The sequence below is a fragment of the Acetobacterium paludosum genome (assembly GCF_008086595.1).
GTDB lineage: Bacteria > Bacillota > Clostridia > Eubacteriales > Eubacteriaceae > Acetobacterium > Acetobacterium paludosum.
The window spans coordinates 51,923-74,428 of record NZ_RXYA01000004.1 but is presented as its reverse complement, the minus strand read 5'-3'; the positions used below and the strand labels follow the sequence as shown (position 1 = coordinate 74,428).

General features: G+C 43.2%; 13 protein-coding genes. All 13 read left to right on the top strand.

All coding sequences use genetic code 11. The annotated features are described in order from the left end of the window. Entirely contained in the window at positions 1-357 is a 357-nt protein-coding gene (locus FZC41_RS05350) for a DUF948 domain-containing protein (RefSeq protein ID WP_148566372.1), read from the top strand. A gap of 135 nt (positions 358-492) precedes the next feature. After that, positions 493-819: an STAS domain-containing protein gene (locus tag FZC41_RS05345; RefSeq protein ID WP_148566371.1), complete on the top strand. Its 327-nt coding sequence runs from the start codon at positions 493-495 to the stop codon at positions 817-819. Positions 820-835: 16 nt separating this feature from the next. Next, positions 836-1,252: an ATP-binding protein gene (locus tag FZC41_RS05340; protein ID WP_148566370.1), complete on the top strand. Its 417-nt coding sequence runs from the start codon at positions 836-838 to the stop codon at positions 1,250-1,252. After that, the gene (locus FZC41_RS05335) at positions 1,242-1,994 is read left to right on the top strand and encodes a SigB/SigF/SigG family RNA polymerase sigma factor (protein ID WP_148566369.1); all 753 of its coding nucleotides are present in this window, start codon (positions 1,242-1,244) and stop codon (positions 1,992-1,994) included. The genes FZC41_RS05340 and FZC41_RS05335 overlap by 11 nt, the downstream gene beginning before the upstream one ends. Before the next feature lie 137 nt (positions 1,995-2,131). After that, complete coding sequence (fusA, locus tag FZC41_RS05330; RefSeq protein WP_148566368.1) at positions 2,132-4,216, top strand: elongation factor G; 2,085 nt, start codon at positions 2,132-2,134, stop codon at positions 4,214-4,216. A gap of 211 nt (positions 4,217-4,427) precedes the next feature. Beyond that, positions 4,428-5,021 carry a xanthine phosphoribosyltransferase gene (locus FZC41_RS05325; RefSeq protein ID WP_148566367.1) on the top strand — a complete coding sequence of 198 codons (594 nt, stop codon included), beginning with the start codon at positions 4,428-4,430 and terminating at the stop codon, positions 5,019-5,021. A 4-nt stretch (positions 5,022-5,025) separates the two neighbouring features. Continuing rightward, positions 5,026-5,844 (top strand): glutamate racemase, encoded by an 819-nt coding sequence (locus tag FZC41_RS05320; RefSeq protein ID WP_207725020.1) that lies wholly within the window; start codon positions 5,026-5,028, stop codon positions 5,842-5,844. A gap of 17 nt (positions 5,845-5,861) precedes the next feature. After that, positions 5,862-6,866, top strand: coding sequence for a tryptophan--tRNA ligase (trpS, locus tag FZC41_RS05315; RefSeq protein WP_148566365.1), 1,005 nt, complete (start codon positions 5,862-5,864; stop codon positions 6,864-6,866). 533 nt (positions 6,867-7,399) lie between these two features. Continuing rightward, on the top strand, positions 7,400-10,753 hold the full coding sequence (locus tag FZC41_RS05310) for a PD-(D/E)XK nuclease family protein (protein ID WP_148566364.1): 3,354 nt from the start codon (positions 7,400-7,402) through the stop codon (positions 10,751-10,753). Beyond that, positions 10,737-14,384 (top strand): helicase-exonuclease AddAB subunit AddA, encoded by a 3,648-nt coding sequence (gene addA / locus FZC41_RS05305; RefSeq protein ID WP_148566363.1) that lies wholly within the window; start codon positions 10,737-10,739, stop codon positions 14,382-14,384. The genes FZC41_RS05310 and addA overlap by 17 nt, the downstream gene beginning before the upstream one ends. 173 nt (positions 14,385-14,557) lie before the next feature. Next, on the top strand, positions 14,558-18,025 hold the full coding sequence (locus FZC41_RS05300) for an FtsX-like permease family protein (protein WP_186855127.1): 3,468 nt from the start codon (positions 14,558-14,560) through the stop codon (positions 18,023-18,025). 271 nt (positions 18,026-18,296) lie between these two features. After that, the gene (locus FZC41_RS05295; protein WP_148566361.1) at positions 18,297-19,727 is read left to right on the top strand and encodes a GBS Bsp-like repeat-containing protein; all 1,431 of its coding nucleotides are present in this window, start codon (positions 18,297-18,299) and stop codon (positions 19,725-19,727) included. A 241-nt stretch (positions 19,728-19,968) separates the two neighbouring features. After that, the gene (locus FZC41_RS05290; RefSeq protein ID WP_148566360.1) at positions 19,969-22,407 is read left to right on the top strand and encodes a GBS Bsp-like repeat-containing protein; all 2,439 of its coding nucleotides are present in this window, start codon (positions 19,969-19,971) and stop codon (positions 22,405-22,407) included. Positions 22,408-22,506: the final 99 nt, after the last annotated feature.

Below are 22,506 nucleotides of genomic sequence, written 5' to 3'. Positions count from 1 at the left end.
ATGATAACATTAAATTTCAGCTTGTGGGAATTGGCTATATTATTAGTGGGAATTGCCTTTATCATTGGAACCATTTATTTGGTGAAGCTGTTTAAAAGTATCGCAATGACCTTTGACATAACCACGAAGCTAATGGAAGATAACCGTTTGGTGCTTCAGCGGATCATGGAAAATACTGATGATATAACAAAATCTTCAGCTCATGTGGTTGAAACGGCAAGCGATATGGTTGATGAAGTGGGAGACGCCTTAAACACGATCAAACAGGATATTATTGATCCCGTTGTAAAAGCGGCGTCGGTACTTAAAAAAGGATTAGGAATTTTTCAGACGAAAAGTAAAAAAGAAAAAATATAGGCCGTGATTTATAACTCTGGGCCCAATGATGGTAATCGCCCTCATTGGGTCTAGTTTCAAATTTACGGTTACTGATTGACCCAAAAACTCGCAAAGCGTGTTTTTGGCAGTATTGTGTGAGAAATGGAGTTCTAAATGGATAATAAAAACCGAACAGGAACCGAACAGGCAACCATGATTAGCATAAAAGGTGAAATTGATATTTATTCTATTGGAAAATTCAGGGAATCGATTGAAGAAAAAATTGAAACACAAGCGCCTCAAATCATTTTGGATTGTACAGAACTATCCTATATGGACAGTACTGGCATGGGCGTTCTGATTGAATTAAGAAATAAAGCAAAAGAAATGGGTCAAAAGATTATCATGATGAATCCGCGCCCCAATATAAAAAAATTATTGAACATCACCGGTGTTGACAAAATCATTGATATTATTGAAAATCCGATTAACCAATCATAAGAGAAGAGGGATGAAAATGGATAGGATTAGACTGACACTGCCAACAAAGCCAGAATATGTAAGTCTTGCACGTCTTACGATAGCGTCAGTAGCAAACAATATGGGCTTTTCCATTGGAGATGTAGAGGATCTCAAGGTTGCGGTCTCTGAAGCATGCACAAATGCTTTAAATCACAGCATGAATCCAGACTCGACCTATGATTTGATCTATACTGTAGAAGAAAATGAAAAACTTAGTTTCACTGTTACAGACAGAGGGGTTGGCTTTGAACCGGAGACAGTGGTTGAACCAGATCTAAACGGAAAAAAAGTAAATGGTTTTGGATTGTTTATTATCAAATCACTAATGGATAGGGTGGACATTGTTAGTGAGAAGGGAGCAGGAACCTCTATAACCATGATTAAAAACCTATCGACGGCCAATGAAATATGAACGAAAAATCAGTAAAGAAGACGTCAAGAAATTATTTGTCGAGTATGAAAAAACCAGAGATCGAGAGTTAAGAGATCGATTGATTGAGAATTACTTATATATACCCAAAATACTTTCAAGAAAGTATGGACATAAAAGCGGCGATAACGATGATATTTTCCAAGTGGCTTGTTTAGGCTTGATGTATGCCGTAGAACGGTTTGATGTAAGCCGAGGTTATGAGTTTGATACCTTTGCTACGCCAACGATTGTCGGAGAAATCAAACGTTATTATCGAGACCGGGAGTGGTTGATCCGAATCCCGCGAAAGATTCAGGACCTGAATCGGGAAATTAATCAAACTCGGACGATGTTAGAACATAAACTGATGCGCTCACCGACGATTACGGAAATTGCTGTTTATCTTGAAATTTCTGAAGAAAGTATCATCAAGGCAATGGAAAGCAGCAACGCCTATTATCCGAAATCTCTTTCAATGGAATATGAAAGCAATCAAGATGGACAAGAAGTAAGCTTGATGGATTTATTGGGCAACCTGGATAACAATATGGAAAATGTTGAAAACATCGATCTTCTGAAAGAAAAAATAAAAGCTCTGAATCCGGTGGAGAGAATTATTGTTGAGCAACGCTTTTTTCAGGGAAAAACTCAAAAAGAAGTCGCGGAATATATTAATAAATCGCAAATGACAGTATCGCGGATCGAAAAAAAAATAATGAAGAAGATTAAAGAAGATTTGTAAACAAGGACGGTTGAACTGAAAGACCGAAAGGATTCATTTTTATAAATCTTTTTGTGGATTATTTTCACAAAATATTATAGAATAGCATTATATAAACCAATAGAATCATTGGCAAAAATAAGCGAGGGGGAAACATCATGAAAACGTATCCAACTAGAAGCATTCGTAACATTCTTATACTAGGTCACGGAGGAAGCGGTAAGACAACTTTGACCGAAGCATTGGCATTTAATGCCGGTGCCATTGATCGTATCGGAAGAATTGACGAGGGAAATACCCTATCGGACTTTGATCCAGAAGAGAAGAAACGAAAATTTTCAATTTCTTCAGCTATTATTCCTTTAGAATTTGGTGGACACAAGATCAATCTTATTGATGTGCCTGGTTATTTTGATTTTATTGGGGATGCCTATGCAGCTCTGCGTATAGCGGATGCCATTGTTATTGTAATTGATGCCCTTTCAGGAGTGCAGGTAGGAACCGAAAAAGCGATTGAATTATTAGAAAAAGCAAATATACCGGCATTTATTGTTGTTAATAAAATGGACCGAGAAAATGCCACCTTTGCCAAAGTAATGGACGAACTAAAAGAAACCTTCGGAAACAAAGTGGTCCCGTTTGAATTGCCAATGGGCGAAGGCGAAAACATGAACGGGGTTGTTAACATCGTTGATATGACCGGGAGCGAACGAAAAGAAAATCGCTGCTTTGATGTCATCATTTCAGATGAAATGAAAGCAGAATTAGAACCATACCGGGACATGATCATGGAATCCGTTGCGCAAACCAGTGAAGACCTGATGGAAAAATATTTTGAAGGGGAAGAGCTGACCCAGAATGAAATACATACAGGTATTCGTAAAGGAATTGATAATGGTGAATTAATACCAGTATTATGTACATCAGCGACATTAAATATTGGGGTTGAAACGCTGGAAAACATGATCATCGAATATCTTCCTTCGCCTGGTAACGGAAAATTTGAAATAGGCAAAGATCCCCGAAACAAAAAAGAAATTGAGCGAAAATGCAGTAATAAAGAATCATTTTCAGCATTGGTGTTTAAAACCATTGCGGATCCATTTGTTGGCAAACTGTCTATTTTCAAAGTCATGTCCGGGGTTCTTGATCATTCCATAGAAATATATAATTCGACCCAGGAAATCAAAGAAAAGACCAACCACATTTATGTGCTGCGTGGAAACAAACAGATTGAAGTTGAAAAATTGGAATCAGGGGATATCGGCGCATTTTCAAAATTAGGCAGTACGATTACCGGCGATACCTTATGCAACGTTAAGGATCCGATTGTTTATGATAAAATTGATTTTCCGAAACCGATTATTTCAATGGCAATTGAACCAAAAACAAAAGCCGATATCGATAAATTATCGACGGGACTTCACCGCTTGGTTGAAGAAGATCCAACAATGACGTTTGGCCGAAATAGTGAAACCAAACAAACCCTGATTTCAGGTTTGGGAGAAATGCATCTGGAAATCATTTCGCAGAAGCTGAAACAAAAATTTGGGGTTGAGGTAAACCTGGTCGATATGAAGGTGCCTTACCGAGAAACCATTAAAAAGAAAGCAACAGCTGAAGGTAAACATAAAAAACAATCTGGCGGCAGTGGCCAATTTGGACATGTCTGGATTACGTTTGAACCTGGTGATTCACCGAATGCGCCATTTGAATTTGTCGATAAAGTAGTTGGCGGAGCCGTTCCCCGAAACTTTATACCGGCGGTTGAAAAGGGTCTTGAAACCTGTATGCTTGAAGGCGTTCTGGCAGGATATCCGGTTACCGGAGTAAGAGCCATTCTTTATGACGGTTCATATCATGCGGTAGATTCTGATGAAATGTCCTTTAAAAGCGCGGCCACTTTGGCTTATCGAAAAGCGATGAAAGAGGCATCACCCGTTCTGCTCGAACCGATTTATCATATCGATATCGTGATACCGGAAGAATACATGGGGGATATCATGGGGGATTTAAATAAAAAACGCGGACGTATTATGGGAATGGAACCGACGTCAGGCGGAAAACAGCGAATTCTGGCAGAAGCACCGTTAGCAGAAATGTTTAAGTATGCAACTGAACTGCGATCAATGACACAAGCCAGAGGCGAATTTTCAATGGAATTTGTTCGTTATGAAGAAGCCCCAATTCTGAATGCGGAAAAGGTTATTGCCGAAGCACAAAAAGAAAAAGAACAAAAATAGAGTTAAGGCAGATGTATTAAATGGCATCTGGGTTTTAAGAAACCCAGATGCTGTTTGGTTTTAACAAAAGTTTAATTGTTAATTCCTTGAGGCTAAAATAAATTATTTTGCCGAGAGTCTCAGCGACGTGAAGAAATTCACGTTATTTTTTTTATTTAAAAACCTTTGGATTATGTTATAATAATGCGATCAGGTTATGAAGGAGTTGCGAATGGAATTATTAGAAGAAAAAATTAGAACAGAAGGTTGTGTTAAAGGTCAGGGAATACTTAAGGTTGATTCGTTTTTGAATCACCAGTTGGATGTGGCCTTATTTGAAAAAATGGGCAAAGCCTTTGCCAAACGCTTTGCCGGAGAGGGAGTCAATAAAATCTTGACAATCGAGTCATCAGGAATTGCTATTGCAACCAGCACGGCCAGATATTTTGACTATTGTCCGGTGGTTTTTGGAAAAAAAGTTGTTTCACTAAACTTAGATAACGAAATCTATTCCAGTGACGTATATTCCTATACCAAGCAGCAAGCCTATAAGATTATGGTGTCAAAAAAATATATTAATAAAAACGATCGTATTTTAATTATCGACGATTTTTTGGCCAACGGAAAGGCGGTCGATGCATTAATTAATGTGATCAATCAGGCCGGGGCAACATTGGTAGGCGTTGGCATTGCCATCGAAAAAGGATTTCAAGAAGGCGGTGCGTTGCTGCGACAACAGGGAATTGCCTTGGAATCGCTCGCAATTGTGGATGAGATGAGTGTGGAAAAAGGAATCGTATTTCGTGATCAATCGGAAAAGAAGTAAAAAAATGGAAAAAAATGGACCCATTGGACTCATCGATTCAGGTATTGGCGGCTTCACCGTTTTGAAAGAACTGCAGGACCGTTTACCCAATGAAAACTATCTCTATTTTGGAGATTCAATGCGCATGCCTTACGGTGAGCGAGAAAATGACGAGATCATTTTTCTAGCCAACGCAATCATCAGAGATCTGGAAAACAGAGGCGTTAAAGCAATTGTTTTAGCCTGCAACACCATTTCATCCTTAATATCCGAACTAACCTCCCGGGTTCCCTTATTCAGTGTGATTGAAGCCGGTGTTCAGGAAACGCTCAATTGGCGAAAAAGTGGTCTGGTTGGGCTTATTGCCACCACCGCGACGGTGAAAAACAGAGGATATGAACGGGAAATGGAACTTTGGACAAAAGACGTGAAATACATTGCCCAGGGAACATGCACACTAGGCAAAGTTATTAATGACGGCAATGGAAATTTGAAATTATTAAAAAAAAATATTGAGGAAGCGGTCGAGCCGATTATTTTGAAGGGAATCAAAAGAGGAATCGTCATTGAGGAGCTTTTGCTGGGATGCACCCACTTTCCCATTGTATCCGGCACGATCCGGCAAATGTATCCGGAACTGACGCTCATTAATCCGGCCAACGGTTTGGTCAGACAACTGGATAAGCATCTTAAAGAATTTGATTACTACAATACCGAAGAAACAGCTGGATCGGGCAGCACCAAAATTCTTACGACCGGCGATTATGATATTTTCGAGAGAATGATTAAAGAACTCGACCTCAACTGTGATGCCCTGGAAATGACAGAATTGAAATTATCTTAAGCGAAAAGGAGTTACATATGGAAACACCAGCAAAAAAAATAGTATATAGCGGCATACAGCCGTCAGGAACCTTTACCATCGGAAATTATTTTGGAGCCATGAAAAATTGGGTGAAACTTCAGGAAGACTATCAAAGCATTTTTTGTGTGGTTGATCTTCATGCGATCACCATGCCTCAAAACCCGGCGGATTTACGGAGACGGACCTATGAATCCATGGCTTTGCTTTTAGCGCTTGGCATTGATCCGGAAAAGTCAATATTGTATGTTCAGTCGATGGTGCCGGAGCACGCTGAACTGACCTGGATTTTAAACTGCTGTACCTATATGGGTGAACTGAGCCGCATGACGCAGTTTAAAGATAAAGCCCAAAAACAGGGAGAAAACATTCGGGTCGGTCTTTTTGATTACCCGGTGCTGATGGCGGCGGACATTCTGCTTTATCAAACGGATTTAGTGCCGGTTGGCAATGATCAGCGTCAGCATGTTGAATTGGCGAGAGATATCGCAACGCGTTTCAATCAACAATATGGGGATGTTTTTAAAATTCCCGAAGCATATTTTGGAGAATCGGGAGCCAGAATTATGAGTCTTCAGGATCCGACAAAAAAGATGTCCAAATCGGACGAAAATTTAAATGGATTTATTTCTTTGTTGGATGATCCCAAAACCATTGTGAAGAAATTCAAACGAGCTATAACGGATTCAGAAATGAACGTTCATCACAATCGTGAAGAAAAACCCGGTGTTTCTAATCTGATGGAAATTTACAGCTGTGCCACCGGAAAAAGCCTTGATGCGATTGCGCAGGAATTTGAAGGCAAAGGCTATGGCGATTTTAAACTGGCAGTGGGAGAAGCGGTGGCTGAAACCATCATACCAGTACAAACGGAATACCAGCGTTTGCTCAAAGAAAAAGATTATCTCAATACCATTATGCACACCCATGCTGAAAAGGCATCCATGATGGCATGGAAAACTTTGGCAAAAGCGAGAAAAAAAGTCGGCTTTGTGACCGTATAAATTTTATTTTGCCGGGACGATGAATTTTGTGCCATATGCCAAAATGCTTTTGTTTAGGCCCCGTAGGGGCGATCCATGATCGCCCGCGGACATTTGATTGAAAGATATACGTTTTCAGGCGATTGGTAATCGCCCCTACGATATGCCAAAACGCTTTTGTTTAGGCCTTGTAGGGGCGATCCATGATCGCCCGCGGACATTTGATTGAAAGATATACGTTTTCAGGCGATTGGTAATCGCCCTACGATATACCAAAACGCTTTTGTTTAGGCCTTGTAGGGGCGATCCATGATCGCCCACGGACATTTGATTGAAAGATATACGTTTTCAGGCGATTGGTAATCGCCCTACGATATACCAAAACGCTTTTGTTTAGGCCCCGTAGGGGCGATCCATGATCGCCCGCGGACGTTTGATTGAAAGATTCGCGTTATATAAGCGGCGCATCGAGAATAAAAGACTGACTGACCAGCTTTTCACAAGAAGGCTGGTATTTTTTTAAATCGCGTCAAAAGTTCAGAAAGGAAAAAGAAGTGGGAATTACAATCATTACCGGTCGTCGGTCGCAGACTTTGAGTCAAACGGTTTATCATGAAATTGGCAAGGCCCTGGAAGCAGGAAAAGAGAAGCTTTACCTGATCGTCCCGGAACAGTTTACGCTGGGGGCGGAAGAAGCACTCATTAAAGCCAATAATCTTAACGGGCTGCTAAATGTGGAAGTATTAAGTCCGAACCGGCTAGGTGACCGGGTTTTAAAAGAAACCGGCGGACTGACTAAAACCTATATGGATGAACATGGAAAAAATATGCTGCTTCAAAAAACCCTGGGCGAAATCCAGGAAGAGTTAACCATTTACCGCAGCAGTGTTAAAAAGCCGGGTTTTCTTCAAAGCATTTCGAATTTAATCGGCGAATTAAAACAAAATGAGATTTCACCGGAAAATCTGGAAGAAAGCATCAAAAATTTCAGCCATGGGATGATGCCTCAGAAAATCGGGGATATTGTAAAAATTTACGGCCATTTCAGCGATCTGCTGGGAGACGACCGAAAAGACGAGGAGGATTTTAAAAGCCTGGTCAGCGAAAAAATTCCCTTAGCAGAGTTTTTGAAAAATTCCGAGCTTTGGCTGGACGGCTTTCAGAACTTCTCAACCCAGGATTATCACATGATCCGGAATTTAGTGGATACTGTCAGCGAGTTTCATATTGCCATTCCCTGGGATCCGAATCCGGAGTCGCGAGATCAAGAAGTTTTTCAGCTGACCCAGAATACCTTGAATGCCATCAAGGACATTGGCGCACGGGCCAACGTCACATTTAAAATGGTCAAAGTACCCAATCAAGAATCAAAAAGCCGGGAACTCAATCATTTGGAAGCCAATCTTTTTGCCTATCCCAAAAAAGAATACCCGACTGAAGTTGGGCAAATCACGCTGACGCAATGTGAAAATACTTGGGAAGAAGTGGAAAAAGGTGCTCAAAAAATTCTGGAGCTCATTCGGGAGGAACAATTCTCCTTTCGGGATATTGTGGTGCTCACCGGGGATATTGATGAATACGGAAGCATCATCAAACGGGTCTTTACCCAATATAAAATCCCCTATTTTATGGACGACTTACGGGCTATCGGGGACAACCACCTGGTGGAAGCCGTGATTTCAGCATTGGAAGCCATCCAGAACAATTATCGCTTTGACGATATTTTTGGTTTTGTAAAAACCGGATTTTCACCGATCACGCTGTCGGAATGTGAAGATCTGGAAAATTACGTACTGGAATTTGGAATCAGAGGCAAACAGTGGGAAAAGGCATTTACGAAAATCAGCCAAAATGAAGCCATCGATCTGGAAACGCTCAATGCCCTCCGGGTCAGGCTCATTGAACCCCTGGCGGTTTTACAGGAAGCAATGCGAACGAAAAAAACGTGCGGGGAATATACGCAAGCACTTTATGAATTTCTGCTGACCATTCAGACGCCTGAAAAAATTGATGCCCTGGTGGAAAGACTTTCCGAAGCGGGCAATTACGAAGCGGCGGGAATCTATCATCAGATCTGGAATATCCTGATGGCGGTATTCGACCAGATTGCCGAAACAATGGGAGCAGATGATGCCGCCAAAGAAGACTATCTGCGTATTTTAAAAAGCGGTTTTCAGGGATATCGGCTGGGCATTATTCCACCCTACCGGGATTATGTGAGCATCACCGATTTGCGAAGAAGCCGAAGCAGTGCCTTTGAAGTGTTGATTGTGTTTGGATTAAATGAAGGCAAGATCCCCGGCACCGGCACCGAGCCCAATCTTTTTTCCGATGTGGAACGCCAAATATTGGGAAGTGTCCAAATCAAGCTTCAGAACAATCGCGGCTTTCAGATGGATCAGGAACGCTTTCTCGTTTACGATCTGTTGACTAAACCGCAATCACGACTGTGCTTATATTGGGCGCTCACGGATATGGAAGGGAATTCTCAGCAGCCCAGCATTCTGCTGAGTCAAATACTGGGGATTTTTCCTAAAATAGAAATCGCCTTTACGCTTACATCAGGGCGGGAAAGCTTCTGGGATACATTGAGCACCCCGGAAAGCACCCTCTGGCATCTGGTGAGTTATTCAAGAAACAAAAAAGAGCAGATACAAGGGGCGAATGCCGAAGATGATGCGTGCTGGGAAACCGTAAAGGACTGGTATAAAAACAATCCGGATTACGAAAAGGAATATCGGGTATTGGAGGCCGCTTTAAATTACACCGGAATTTCGCCGGAAATGACAGCCAATGAGGCAACCCAGCTTTACGGCAGGAACCTGCGCACCAGCATCAGCCGTTTGGAAAGCCATCGACAATGCCCTTTTTCCCATTATGTCAAATATGGGTTAAGGCCGGAGGGACGGCCCATCTATACCATACAGGCACCGGAAATCGGAAATCTGCTTCATGATCTCATCGATGGCTTTTTCAAAAAGGCCCAGGCGGAAAGCTTGGATTTAAGAACACTTCCGAAAACCGAAAGAGATTTAATCGTGGAAAATGTGATGGCAACCTGCCTGCCGCAAATTAAAACTAATGTATTTAACAGTACCGGACAGAATCAGTATCTGGGAAAAAAACTGGAGCGGGTGGGGAAAAAATCGATCGACGTGCTGATTGAACAATTAAATGCCGGAGATTTTGAACCCACAGCGACCGAGTTCAGTTTTGAACAGGAAATCATGTTGCCGGACGAAAAAATGGGTAACGCCAAAATTTACGGAAAAATAGACCGTCTCGATTTATACGAAAAAGATGGAAATACCTGGGTCAAAGTCATTGACTATAAAACCGGTAACAAAAAATTAGGCTATGACGATATTTATTACGGCTTGTCACTACAGTTGCTGGTTTATCTCGACGGTGCCATGACCGTGATCAGTGGGGACGAGATCCAGCCGGGAGGAACCTTCTATTTTTACGTGGACGATCCGATTCCGCGCGTTGATTTAGAAGCAGAAATCCAGGGGGCCATTAATAAAACCTTTAAACTCAATGGGCTGCTGCTGGACGACGATGCCGTCATCGAGGCAATGGATAAAAACCGCGATAAAAACGCCTCCGCTATTCTGCCGGTTTACGGCTCGGAATCAAAATTGAGCCGATCCGAGTTTGATGCCATTATCAGCTATGTGAGAAAAACCGTCATTCGTCAAATCAAGCGGATCTATCAAGGCGATATAAAAATCAGACCCTACCGAAAAGGCGCATCCTATGCCTGCCAGTATTGCGAGTATAAAGGGATTTGTCAATTTGACGATGATATCATTCAGGGCGGCTATGATGTATTAAAAAAGACAATGAAAAAGGACGTATTTTTTCAACTCATTCAGGGGGGAGAAACAAATGAAATGGACCAGTGATCAAAAAAAAGCCATCGAAAACCGAGAGACAAACATGCTGGTTTCAGCCGCAGCCGGATCGGGGAAAACGGCGCTTCTGATTGAGCGGGTAATTCGCATTATACTGGAAGAAAAAGTCGGGGTGGACGAACTCCTGATTCTCACCTTCACCCGCGGCGCCGCTGGCGAAATGAAAAACCGCCTGAGTCAGGCGCTGTCAAAAGAACTGGAAAACCCCGCCAATGACCGCAGCTTTTTAATGAAGCAGATGAATAGTTTAGGCGGAGCATCGATATCAACCCTCCACTCCTTTTGCCTCAGCGTTTTGCGGCAGTACTTTCACAAGGGCGATATCGATCCGGGCTTTGCCATCGGCAACGAAACCGAGATTGCCCTGATGCTGAACGAAACCCTGGAAGAAGTATTTGAGGATGAATATTTACGGGCAAACGAAAAAGAAGCGTCCGGGGATCATCCGGAAATTGACTTTCTGGAACTGGTGGAAAAATACAGCGGCAACAAAAATGACCAGGCTCTGAAGGATACGGTTGAAAGTCTGTACCGCTTTCTGGTGACCCAGCCAAACTCAGAAGACTGGTGCGACAAAGCGCTTTCCCGTTTCGAATGCGATGAAGAAACGCTTCCGGATTCCGTCTGGGGGCAGTCGCTAATGACCATTATCCAGACGGAGCTTCATGGTGCCGGGGATTATGCCCAAAAAGCCGCTGCCGCAAGCGCTGCGGAAGGCTTTGAAAAAACGCATGAACAAATGGAAAACGAGGTGCAGGCCATCAGGGATTTGGAGATCCTGATGACCCAGGACTTAAAAAAAGGCCTGGCAGCCCTAAAAACGATTAAATATGAACGGTTTAAAGGGAATGCGAAACAGGATGCCGAGCTGAATGGGATCATTAAAAAATACCGGGACGAAGCAAAGAAAAGCTTGGAAAGCCTTAAAAAAAGTTTTGCCATCAGTCTGGATGAAATGGCCAAAGAACTAAATGAGTTGAAAAAGCCGATGGCCGATTTGGTCAAGCTGACGCAAAAGTTCTGGACTGCCTTTCAGCAGAAAAAAGCCAAAAAAAATCTGGTTGATTACAATGACCTGGAACAATTAACCCTTAAGGTTTTATCAGATCCTGAAGTGGCCCAGGAGGTCAAAGGCCGATACAAATATGTCTTCCTGGATGAATACCAGGACACCAACGAAATGCAGGAAACCATCCTCCTGCGCATTGTCAGAGAACATAATTATTTTATGGTTGGCGACGTCAAACAAAGCATTTACCGTTTCCGGCTGGCAGATCCCACCATCTTCATTAACAAATACGAAACCTTCGGCACTGATAGCGATGCCGAGAACAGTCTGGTTACCCTTAACAAAAACTTCAGAAGTGCCCAGGGCGTGATTAATGGCATCAATTCTATCTTCAGCCGAATCATGACCCCAGGACTCGGAGAAATCGATTATGATGAACAAGCGATGCTGAACAAAGGCCTGCCTCATGAAGGCCCCTATGAAAAAACAGAAATCCATCTGATTGAAGAAAAGCCGCAATCAAAAGAAGCGGATGAGTATGAAGAAGAAAATCAGGAAGACCAGACCGCGGTGGAAATTGAAGCACGCTTTGTAGCGAGGAAAATCCAGTCTCTGGTGGGCACCAGCTTTTTTGATACCCGTCATAATCTGAAACGCACCATTAACTACGGTGATTTCGGGGTTCTGATGAGAAGTGTGGCCGGAAGAGGGGATGTCTACCTGAAAATTTTCAGCGAGCTGGGAATTCCCACGTATTTTGACGGCGGAACTAATTACTACGAATCCCTGGAAATCACCATGATTCTCAACCTGCTGAATTTAATGGACAATCAGCATCAGGACTTGCCCCTGTTAAGTGTGATGACCTCACCTATCGGGGGCTTTACGACCACGGAATGCACAAAACTGCGGATTAAACATCCCCAGGGCTTTTTTTACCAGGCTGTTGAAGCTTACCGGGCGGAAGAAAAGGATGCACTTTCAGAAAAACTCATTGTTTTTTATAATCAGCTGAATGACTGGAGGAACGAGTCGAAGCTGATGCCGGTCGAAGATTTTTTATGGAAAATCTATTTAGAATCCGGCTATTATGCTTTTGTCGGAGCGTTGCCCGGCGGAGAACAGCGGCAGTGCAATTTGAGAATTTTGTTGAAACGGGCGGGAGACTATAAGAAATCGACACTCAAGGGTCTCTATCAATTTATTCGCTTTGTCGAAAACATGAAAAAACATAAACAGGACATCTCACCGCCGGCAATGGTGAGCAGTAACGAAGCTGTCGTGCGGCTCATGACCGTTCATAAAAGCAAAGGCCTGGAATTCCCGATTGTTTTTCTCAGTGGGGTGGGGAAAGGCTTTAATAAGCGGAGTAATAACAACCAAATATTATTTCACAAGGATTTGGGGATTTGTCCGGACTATGTGGATTTGAACAAACGATTCAAGCACAATTCCCTGGGCAAAGAAGTTTGCAAAGCTCAAAGCAACATGGAAATGCTTTCCGAAGAAATGCGGCTGCTTTATGTGGGAATGACCAGAGCCGAAGAAAAACTCTACCTGGTTGGAACGGTCAAAAATCCGGAAAAGGCGCTGGAAAAATGGCGGGAAGAACCGGATGAATACCATCTGCTGAAGGCATCAAGTCTGCTGGATTGGGTAATGCTGGGGGTGATCGGCGGAAAAAATGTTCCTGAAATTTCCGACCCCCTGGAGCTGGAAGATTTTATTATTTATCGGCATAATGAGGATACCGAAAACAGCGAAACTGCCGGTGAAGAAACAGTGGAAGCGATTGCGCTGGCCGCGGAAGTGGGCCCAGTTGAGCTGGAAACAAAGGAAATCAGTCAGAAAGAAAAGGATGCGATAGCCAAGCGACTGAATTATCGTTACCCGGAAAAAGCGGATAATGATCTCCCCAGCAAGATGAGTGTCACTGAGATAAAAAATGTCCAGAAAGTTAAATTAGAAGAAAATGTACTCATCAAGAAAAAGTTACCCGGGCGAAGTGAAGGACCGAAATTTTTAGAGAAAAGACAGGGCGAATTTACACCCGCCCAACGGGGAACGGCGCTCCATTTACTAATGGAGGTTATTGATCTGGCACCGCTTCACAAACAGCTCAGCAGCTATGGAATAAATAATCTGACGGCTTTTCTGGAAAAACAGCTTCCGGAAGAAGTCGAACGGTTGATTCAAAAAGAATTCCTACCGGAGAAACTGGCAAAAACCATCGATTTTTCCAAACTCATCGACTTTTATACTTCCCCGCTGGGAATCCGGCTTTTATCAGCAGCAAAAGTAAGACGGGAGATCCCCTTCAACTATGGTTACGATCCGGGAAAAGTCCGAAGTGAATGGAGCGGGATCAAAGAAAAAATAACCGTACAGGGGATCATCGACTGTGCCTTTATGGAGGAAGAGCAGTGGGTGATCATTGACTATAAAACTGATTTCTACCAAGACCCGGTTCAAAGAGACGCGCTTTTAAAAGGTTATGAGGTCCAGGTGAATCTCTATGCAGAGGCGATGACAGCACTTTCCGGAATTCCGGTCAAAGAAAAAATAATTGCCTTTATTACCATGAAAGAAAATGTTTTCTTAAACAAATCATGATAGAATAAAAAGAAATGTATCAGTTTGATTCGTAGGGGCGGGTATTACCCGCCTGGAAACGTAAGTGTAATAGATAGATGTTTGCTGGCGATTGATAATCGCCCCTACAGGCCTGAATTATCAGGTATATGAAACAGGTATGAGTGAAATAAAATTAGAATTAGGAAATGAAAATGAAAGCATTGCAAAAAGACACCTTTAGAGAAATAAAAAAATCCCGGAATCGCTTTTTATCGATTGTGGTCATTATCGCATTGGGGATTTGTTTCTTTGTCGGGATCAAGTCAACCGGACCGAGCATGAAATACACCGTTGACCAATACTATCAAAGTCAGCAGCTGATGGACATTCGCCTCGTCTCCACCTATGGTTTTCAAGATTCCGATGTGGAAGCCATTAAAAACACCCCAGGGGTGGATAAGGTAATGCCCAGTTATTCGGCCGATGCCATCATTGAGCGAGGAGAGGAACGACCGGTCATAAAACTCCTGGCCTTAGAGGATAACCAGGAGCTGAATCAGCCCCTCCTGATTGAAGGACGGATGCCCGAAAATGCTGGTGAAATTGTATTGGAAGAACCCCGGGACGAAAAAAATGCGATGGTTTCCAATGAGGCTTATCAATTAGGGGATACCATCAAGCTGTCTGCCGAAGCTGGAAATGATCCGTTGTCAGACTCCCTGAAAAATGACAGCTTCACGATTGTGGGCTTTGTAAGGTCCCCTCAGTATGTATCCATTGAACGGGGAAACACGACGATCGGCAGCGGTAAAATTAGCTATTACGGTTTTGTGCCGACATCAGACTTCGCTTTTGAACGATACACCGAGGTCTATGTTTTATCGACGGCTTCAGCCAACGGCGTGTCCGCATTTTCGACCGAATATTCGGATGCTATGAGTAGTCTTCAGGATGCCTTTGCAGCATTGGGGACTCAGCAGCTGGAAATTAATCATGCCGACATCATGGCTAAAGCCCAGGAAAAACTGGCCGAAGGGCGAAACAAATATAATGACGGTGTGACCCAATTTCAGGAAGGCATCGATCAAGGGGAAACCAGTTTGGCAGATGCCAGAAATCAATTGCTGTCCGGCGAAGCATCATTAAACGCGGGCTGGAATGAGTATCATACTAAAATTGCCGACACTGAAGCCCAGCTGGCCGATGCTCAGAATCAGATTACCCAGGGAGCAGCCGACCTTGACCAGGGCGCGGTTACGTTGCAGCAACAGCTGGCGGCCGGTGAAGCCAAACTGGAAGCAGGTCGACAGGGTATCGCGCAATTAAAGGATGCCATCGCCAAAATGGAAGCTCAGGACCCATCCGGACAATTGCCGGCCTTAGAAGCACAGCTGGCGGAAGTTCAGACGCAGATAGCCCAGGGTGAAGCCGGCCTGGCATCATTAGCAAGCGCCAGGTCCGGGGTGGAAGCCCAGATAGCCAGTCTGGATCCCGCCGCACCGGACTATGCCGCTCAGTTAGCCGCGCTGGAAGCCCAGCTGGCAGATATTGACAGCCAAATCGGTGTCGTCAAGGAAGGGCTGACAACAGCCTATGCGGCGGAAGCACAAGTACAAGCTGCCATTAATTCAATTGATGAATTCCAGGGGACCCTGGCCGGATTAAAAAACCAGCTGACCCAGGCAGAAAACGAACTGGCATCCGGCGAAGCGGCGCTGTCACAGGGTGAAAATGACGGCTACAATAAACTCAACGCCGGGAAGGCTGCTCTGGCAGACAGCAAACAACAGCTGGCCGACGGCATCGCGGCTTTTGAAGCAGGTAAAGAAGATGGACTGAATACCCTAGCTTCGTCACGAACCCAATTGGATCAAGGCTGGGCATCATTAAATGAGGGGGAAGCCCAGCTGGAAGCGCAAAAAGCAGTTGGCGAGACGGAACTTGCCAACTCTGCACAAACGCTGGCAAAAGCGGAAGCCGATGTCGGAAATCTTGAGTTTGGAAAATGGTATGTTTTCAACCGGGACGACAATCCCGGCTATACCAGCTATGGAGAAGATGCCCAGCGAATCGACAATATGTCTGGTGTCTTTCCGCTATTCTTCTTACTCGTAGCCGCATTGGTTTCTTTTACAACCATGACACGAATGGTGGAAGAGCAGCGGACTCAAATTGGAACTTTGAAAGCCTTAGGATATAAACATAGTCAAATCGCCTCAAAATTTATCATTTATGCCCTGCTGGCCGCTGTCATAGGCTCAGCAATCGGTTTGGTAGCCGGAATTAATACCCTGCCGTATCTAATCGCCGGTGCCTATGGACTCCTTTATCAAGTTCCAAGTTTGGTGATATCGCCGCCCTGGATTCCCATTATTATCAGTTGTTTAGTGGCTATTTTATGCACTGTTTCAGCGGCGCTGATAGTTAGCTATATTGAACTGAAAGAACAGCCGTCCGAATTGATGCGGCCGAAAGCACCAAAAATTGGAAAACGCATTTTTCTGGAGAAAATACCCATTATTTGGAAACGCCTGGGCTTTATTGAAAAAGTCACGGCCAGAAATTTAATGCGCTACAAGGGCCGCTTTTTTATGACCGTTATCGGCATTGCGGGATGCACCGCCTTGATTCTTGCCGGCTTTGGTCTCCATGATGCTATTTTTTCCATGATTCCACGGCAGTTTAACAACATCTCGGTCTATGATGGCTATATTGCTTTAAAAAATGAAGAAACACTGGCAGATAAGGCAGCATTTAAAGAACTGCTCAACAATGACAGCCGTTTCAGTGAAAACATGCTGGCGTATCAATCCAAAATGAAAATTGAGAAAGTCGGCGGTGACGTTGAAAAGTCAGCCTATTTATTTGTGCCTGAAACATCGGAAGCCATTAAAGACTTTATCCATCTGCAGAACCGGCAATCAGGAACAGCGATTGATCTAAATAAGGCCGGAGCCGTCATATCGGAAAAAATTGCCAGTGATCTGGGACTTTCAGTGGGCGATACCATCCGGATTTACAATGATGATCAAAGTCATGAGGTGGTCCTGGGGGCCATCACCGAAAACTATCTGGAAAACTATATCTATCTGTCTCCGGAAGTTTATGAAAGGGTGTACGGTGAACCCTTAAAAGTCAACATCGCCTACGTTAATATTCCCAACACATCCACCGATCTTGAAAATGCCATCGCCAAAGATTGGCTGGAAAAAGACGGCGTGGTGAATGTCAACTTCACCGGCAATATTGTCAAATCGTCAAATGACAGCATGAGCAGCCTCAGCATTGTGGTGGTAGTGATGATTCTTTCAGCCGGGGCACTAGCCACGGTGGTGCTCTACAATCTCACCAATATTAATATTTCGGAACGCGTCAGGGAAATTGCCACCATTCGCGTGTTGGGATTTTACGATAGTGAGGTGTACACCTATATCTTCAGGGAGAATATCGTTCTTTCATGCATTGGAATTTTTGTTGGATTGTTTCTGGGGGTGTTGCTTAACACCTTTATCATCAATACCGTGGAAACCGATATTGCCATGTTTGGGCGAGGCATCAACTGGACAAGTTATTTGTATTCCATCTTATTTACCCTGGCATTTACATTTATTGTCAATATTGTCATGACACCGATGATCAAACGCATCAGTATGGTGGAATCCCTGAAATCAATCGAATAAACGGGACAAAAGCCGCTGACGGCATGTTGACCGACCGAGGTGAGAAAATTTATTTTCTCACCTTTTTTTGTTTGTCTGCCAAGTGCTTGATAAAAAAAGAAAGTGCATTGCCGAAAAAGCCGTTAGCAATCGGGAAATATTTAAAAATTCCTTGAATTTAGTCACTTCAGTAGGTATAATAAGAGAAAATAATAAATTTACAAATAATACACAAAAATAATACGATTAATAAATAATAGATGTTTGCAGATAATAAAGACAGGAGGATGAAATGATAGAGTGGTTTTCTAAAAGGTTGGGTGGTTGTATTGTACTGCTCCTAGCGCTGGCAATTTTTCCGGCTGGTGTATTAGCCAATGATAATATTGTTACCCGAGAAATGCTTCCCGGAGATGTAGCTTCAGGAACTGTTAATATAAGTGCTTTAGACGAAGAAAACGTGACGACTTCAAATAGTATTGAAGCGGCATCTTCATTTACGCCACGGTTTACCGCACCGACCAGGGATAATGCCTATTATTATGAAAATAATCTTTATTATCAGAATGGTTACGGAATGCCGAACTGTACCGCCTATGCATGGGGAAGAGCCTATGAGCTGTTGGGAAGTGTACCGAATTTAAGCAAATATAATGCGAATCAATGGTGGAGTTATAATTTGGATAACAGCATCTATGCCTATGGAAGTACGCCCAAGTTGGGGGCAATCGCCTGCTGGGGTGGCAGTGAGTGTGGACATGTAGCCGTTGTTGAGGCAATTTCAGGAAATAAAGTCACCATTTCAGAATCAAGTTGGAGTGGTTGTTTATTTGATACTGATACCTATACAATCGGTTCAGAAAACGCCACCTCGGTGGGAGGATTCCAGGGGTATATCTATCTTAATGATTTCTATACCGATACAACCTCGCCGACCATAGCCAATGCGCAGATTACCGATGTTGATGCTGAAGGATTTACGGTAACCTGTAATGTTTCGGACAATGATTCGGGCATTGATTATGTGATGTTTCCGACCTGGACAGATGCGAATGGACAGGATGATATAACTTGGAATAAAGGAACAATTGATGGTGACACTGCTAAATGTCGAATATTATACAGCGATCATAACAACGAAAGCGGCGCGTACACGGTTCACATTTATGCCTATGATAAGGCCGGGCTTAGCTCGGCAGCTCCAATTGGAGTAATTGTAAAATCGATAGATAATAGTGCACTAAAAAGCGTAAGTGCTTCTTATCAAACCCAAATTCAGGATATCGGATGGCAGGATTTGAAAAAAAACGGTGAGATAAGCGGTACATCAGGGCAGTCAAAACGTCTTGAAGGCATAAAAATCAATGTCAATAATCAAGGATATGATGTCGGGGTAGCATACAGTACGCATATCGAGAATATTGGCTGGCAGGATTATGTGTCTAATGGAGATTTAAGCGGCACAGTAGGACAATGCCTGCGGCTGGAAGCGATCAAAATTAATTTAACCGGCGCTGATGCCTCAAAATTTGATATATATTATCGGGTTCATGCGGAAAACTTCGGCTGGTTGGATTGGGCCAAGAACGGTGAAGAATCAGGAACGGCTGGTTATGGTTACCGGTTGGAAGCCATTGAGATTCAAATAGTGCCTCACGGTGATTCTGTTCCAGCCGATACGACACCAGTTGATGTGACCCAAACATTTGTACAGAATGTTTAAGGCTTAGAAGTCATAACTTGTAACAGTCTTATTTCAAAAATAAATAAAAAAAGCAGCTTTCTTAAAAAGAAAGCTGCTTTTTTATTGCCTAAAATACTGAGAATATTACGAAATTAAACATTGCCAAAACAGCTTTCAGGGTGTAAAATTTATATTAACAAATTGTAAACAATTTTAGTACAAAAAACTTACGATCGTTGCTTGTCAAGAAATCGTGAAATATTAACAGCAGGAGGGGTATATGAAAAAATATTTTTTAAAAAGGACGTGTCTCTGTTTTGTTTTGATGCTATCTTTTGGATTTTTTACGGTTACAGTATTTGCTGAAGAAGCTTCTGTTATAGAAGACAATCCAGTGACAAGCGATGTTAGCGAAGCATCGGGAAATGTGATTACCCGTGAAATGCTGCCAGGGGATACGGCTACGGATAAAGACAATGCAACAGATTCGGTAGCGACAACGATTAAAACGGCATCTTTGTTTCTGCCAAGGTTAACGGCACCGGGCACGGATAATTCATATTTCTATGCAAACAATATTTTTTATCAATCAGGCTACGGAATGCCGAACTGCACCGCCTATGCCTGGGGAAGAGCCTATGAGCTGTTAGGGAGCAAACCCAATTTGAGCACCGGAAACGCCAACCAGTGGTGGGATTACAATTTGAGTAAAGGTATTTATTCTTCCGGAAATACTCCCAAACTGGGCGCCATTGTCTGCTGGAATGGCAGTACCTGTGGTCATGTTGCGGTTGTTGAGGCAATTTCAGGAAACCAGGTTACCATTTCAGAATCAGCATGGAGTGGTTTTCTATTTCGCAATTATTCATACCCCATCGGATCTGAAGATTCATCATCCGTAGGAGGATTTCAGGGCTATATTTATCTCGGCGATTTTGACGATACCCCGCCGATTGTTAATCCGCCGACGGATACGACCCCGCCGACGGTATCCAATATCCAGATTACGGATGTCAATGGCGAAGGATTTACGGTAACCTGCAATGTTTCCGATGATTCCGGTATCGATCGGGTCATGTTTCCAGCCTGGACGGAAGCAGGCGGTCAGGATGACCTGGTTTGGCAGAATGGAACCGTTAACGGCAATACTGCCAGCTGCCGGATTCTGTACAGCGACCATGGTAATCAAAGAGGAGATTACATTGTTCATGTTTATGCCTATGATAAAAACGGGCTTTGTACAACAGTTCCGACCGGAACAACCATTGATTCAACGCCTCCGACGATAACCGATGTGGAGGTTTTGAATGTGTCCTCTTTAGGCTATACGGTGAAATGCAAGGTAAGCGATGATTCAGGTATCGATCGGGTCCAGTTTCCAACCTGGACCAATGCCAATGGCCAGGATGATGTCGGCTTGACATGGTATTCAAGCATGACAACAAGCAGCGCAATTGAAGGGGATATCGTTAGTTATACAGTAAGGGATTGGGATCATAATTGTGAAAGAGGAGAATATTCGACCCATATCTATGGCTATGATAAGTTTGGAAATGTTACCTGTTATCCAGTAAGTGTTGATGTCGAAAATGATGGCAGTATTATTAAAAAAGAAGTGCTTAATGGCCATAAATACTTGCTTTTCAATGACGCTCTGACCTGGCCAGAAGCTGAGAAAGAAGCTGAGGCATTAGGTGGAAATCTAGTAACAATCACATCACTGGAAGAGCAAGCATTAGTCAAAAGTATGGTCAGTAATGCCGGACGAGACAATTATTTTATTGGCGGAACCGATCAGGGACAGGAAGGCAATTATCGATGGGTTACCGGTGAGCCTTTTGGCATCACAAAATGGCTGCCAGGGCAGCCTGATAATAATAACGGCAACGAAAACTATCTTGAAATTTCAAAAACTGGTTATTGGAATGACGTGAGCGACACCAGAATTGGTGGATATATTGTCGAAAAAGATTTGGGAGCCATAAATATCGATTCTTTTAGTGCGGATAAAGATTCAGGACAGTATGCAAATACAAGCATCAATTTAACAGCACAAGCTAGTGGAGAAAATCCTCCCTATCAGTATAAATTTTACGATCAATTAGGAAATACGACGACGGTTTTGCAGGATTATTCGGAGTCGAATACGGTTAATTTCAAACCGTCTGAAGCGGGAATCTATACACTGTCAGTTGACGTAAAAGATGCGGAAGGTCAAATCGTAACGAAAAGCATCGCCAATTATAACATTCAAAAAATGATCAGCTGTTCTTATCAAACCCATATCGAGAATTTTGGCTGGCAGGATTATGTCTCTAATGGAAATTTGAGTGGCACAGTGGAACAAGCACTGCGGCTGGAAGCGATCAAAATTAATTTGGATAATCAGGGCTATAATGTCGGAATAGACTACAGCACCCATATCGAGAATATCGGCTGGCAGGATTATGTCTCTAATGGAAATTTAAGTGGCACAGTGGGACAAGCACTGCGGCTGGAAGCGATTAAAATTAAATTATCTGGCGCTGACGCCGAAAAATTTGATGTTTATTATCGAGTCCATGCCGAGAATGTCGGCTGGATGGGCTGGGCAAAGAATGGCGAACCCGCTGGAACCGCTGGTTTTTGCTACCGTTTGGAAGCCATTGAAATTCAGATAGTACCCAGGGGAGAAGATGCCCCAGGAACGACAGCAACACCCTTTATTGCCAATGTCTAAAAACAAGGAAGGCGGGAATCAAAATTTTCCACCTTCTTTTTCTTTTAATTTAATTCTTTTCATGTTAGAATGAATTCAATTAAATGTGATACCGTTTAC

Coding starts and splice junctions, on each gene's coding strand:
- FZC41_RS05300 (WP_186855127.1), top strand. CDS start 14,558: ATGAAAGCATTGCAAAAAGACACCTTTAGAGAAATAAAAAAATCCCGG.
- FZC41_RS05320 (WP_207725020.1), top strand. CDS start 5,026: ATGGAAAAAAATGGACCCATTGGACTCATCGATTCAGGTATTGGCGGC.
- addA (WP_148566363.1), top strand. CDS start 10,737: ATGAAATGGACCAGTGATCAAAAAAAAGCCATCGAAAACCGAGAGACA.
- FZC41_RS05335 (WP_148566369.1), top strand. CDS start 1,242: ATGAAATATGAACGAAAAATCAGTAAAGAAGACGTCAAGAAATTATTT.
- fusA (WP_148566368.1), top strand. CDS start 2,132: ATGAAAACGTATCCAACTAGAAGCATTCGTAACATTCTTATACTAGGT.
- FZC41_RS05295 (WP_148566361.1), top strand. CDS start 18,297: ATGATAGAGTGGTTTTCTAAAAGGTTGGGTGGTTGTATTGTACTGCTC.
- trpS (WP_148566365.1), top strand. CDS start 5,862: ATGGAAACACCAGCAAAAAAAATAGTATATAGCGGCATACAGCCGTCA.
- FZC41_RS05345 (WP_148566371.1), top strand. CDS start 493: ATGGATAATAAAAACCGAACAGGAACCGAACAGGCAACCATGATTAGC.
- FZC41_RS05350 (WP_148566372.1), top strand. CDS start 1: ATGATAACATTAAATTTCAGCTTGTGGGAATTGGCTATATTATTAGTG.
- FZC41_RS05340 (WP_148566370.1), top strand. CDS start 836: ATGGATAGGATTAGACTGACACTGCCAACAAAGCCAGAATATGTAAGT.
- FZC41_RS05290 (WP_148566360.1), top strand. CDS start 19,969: ATGAAAAAATATTTTTTAAAAAGGACGTGTCTCTGTTTTGTTTTGATG.
- FZC41_RS05325 (WP_148566367.1), top strand. CDS start 4,428: ATGGAATTATTAGAAGAAAAAATTAGAACAGAAGGTTGTGTTAAAGGT.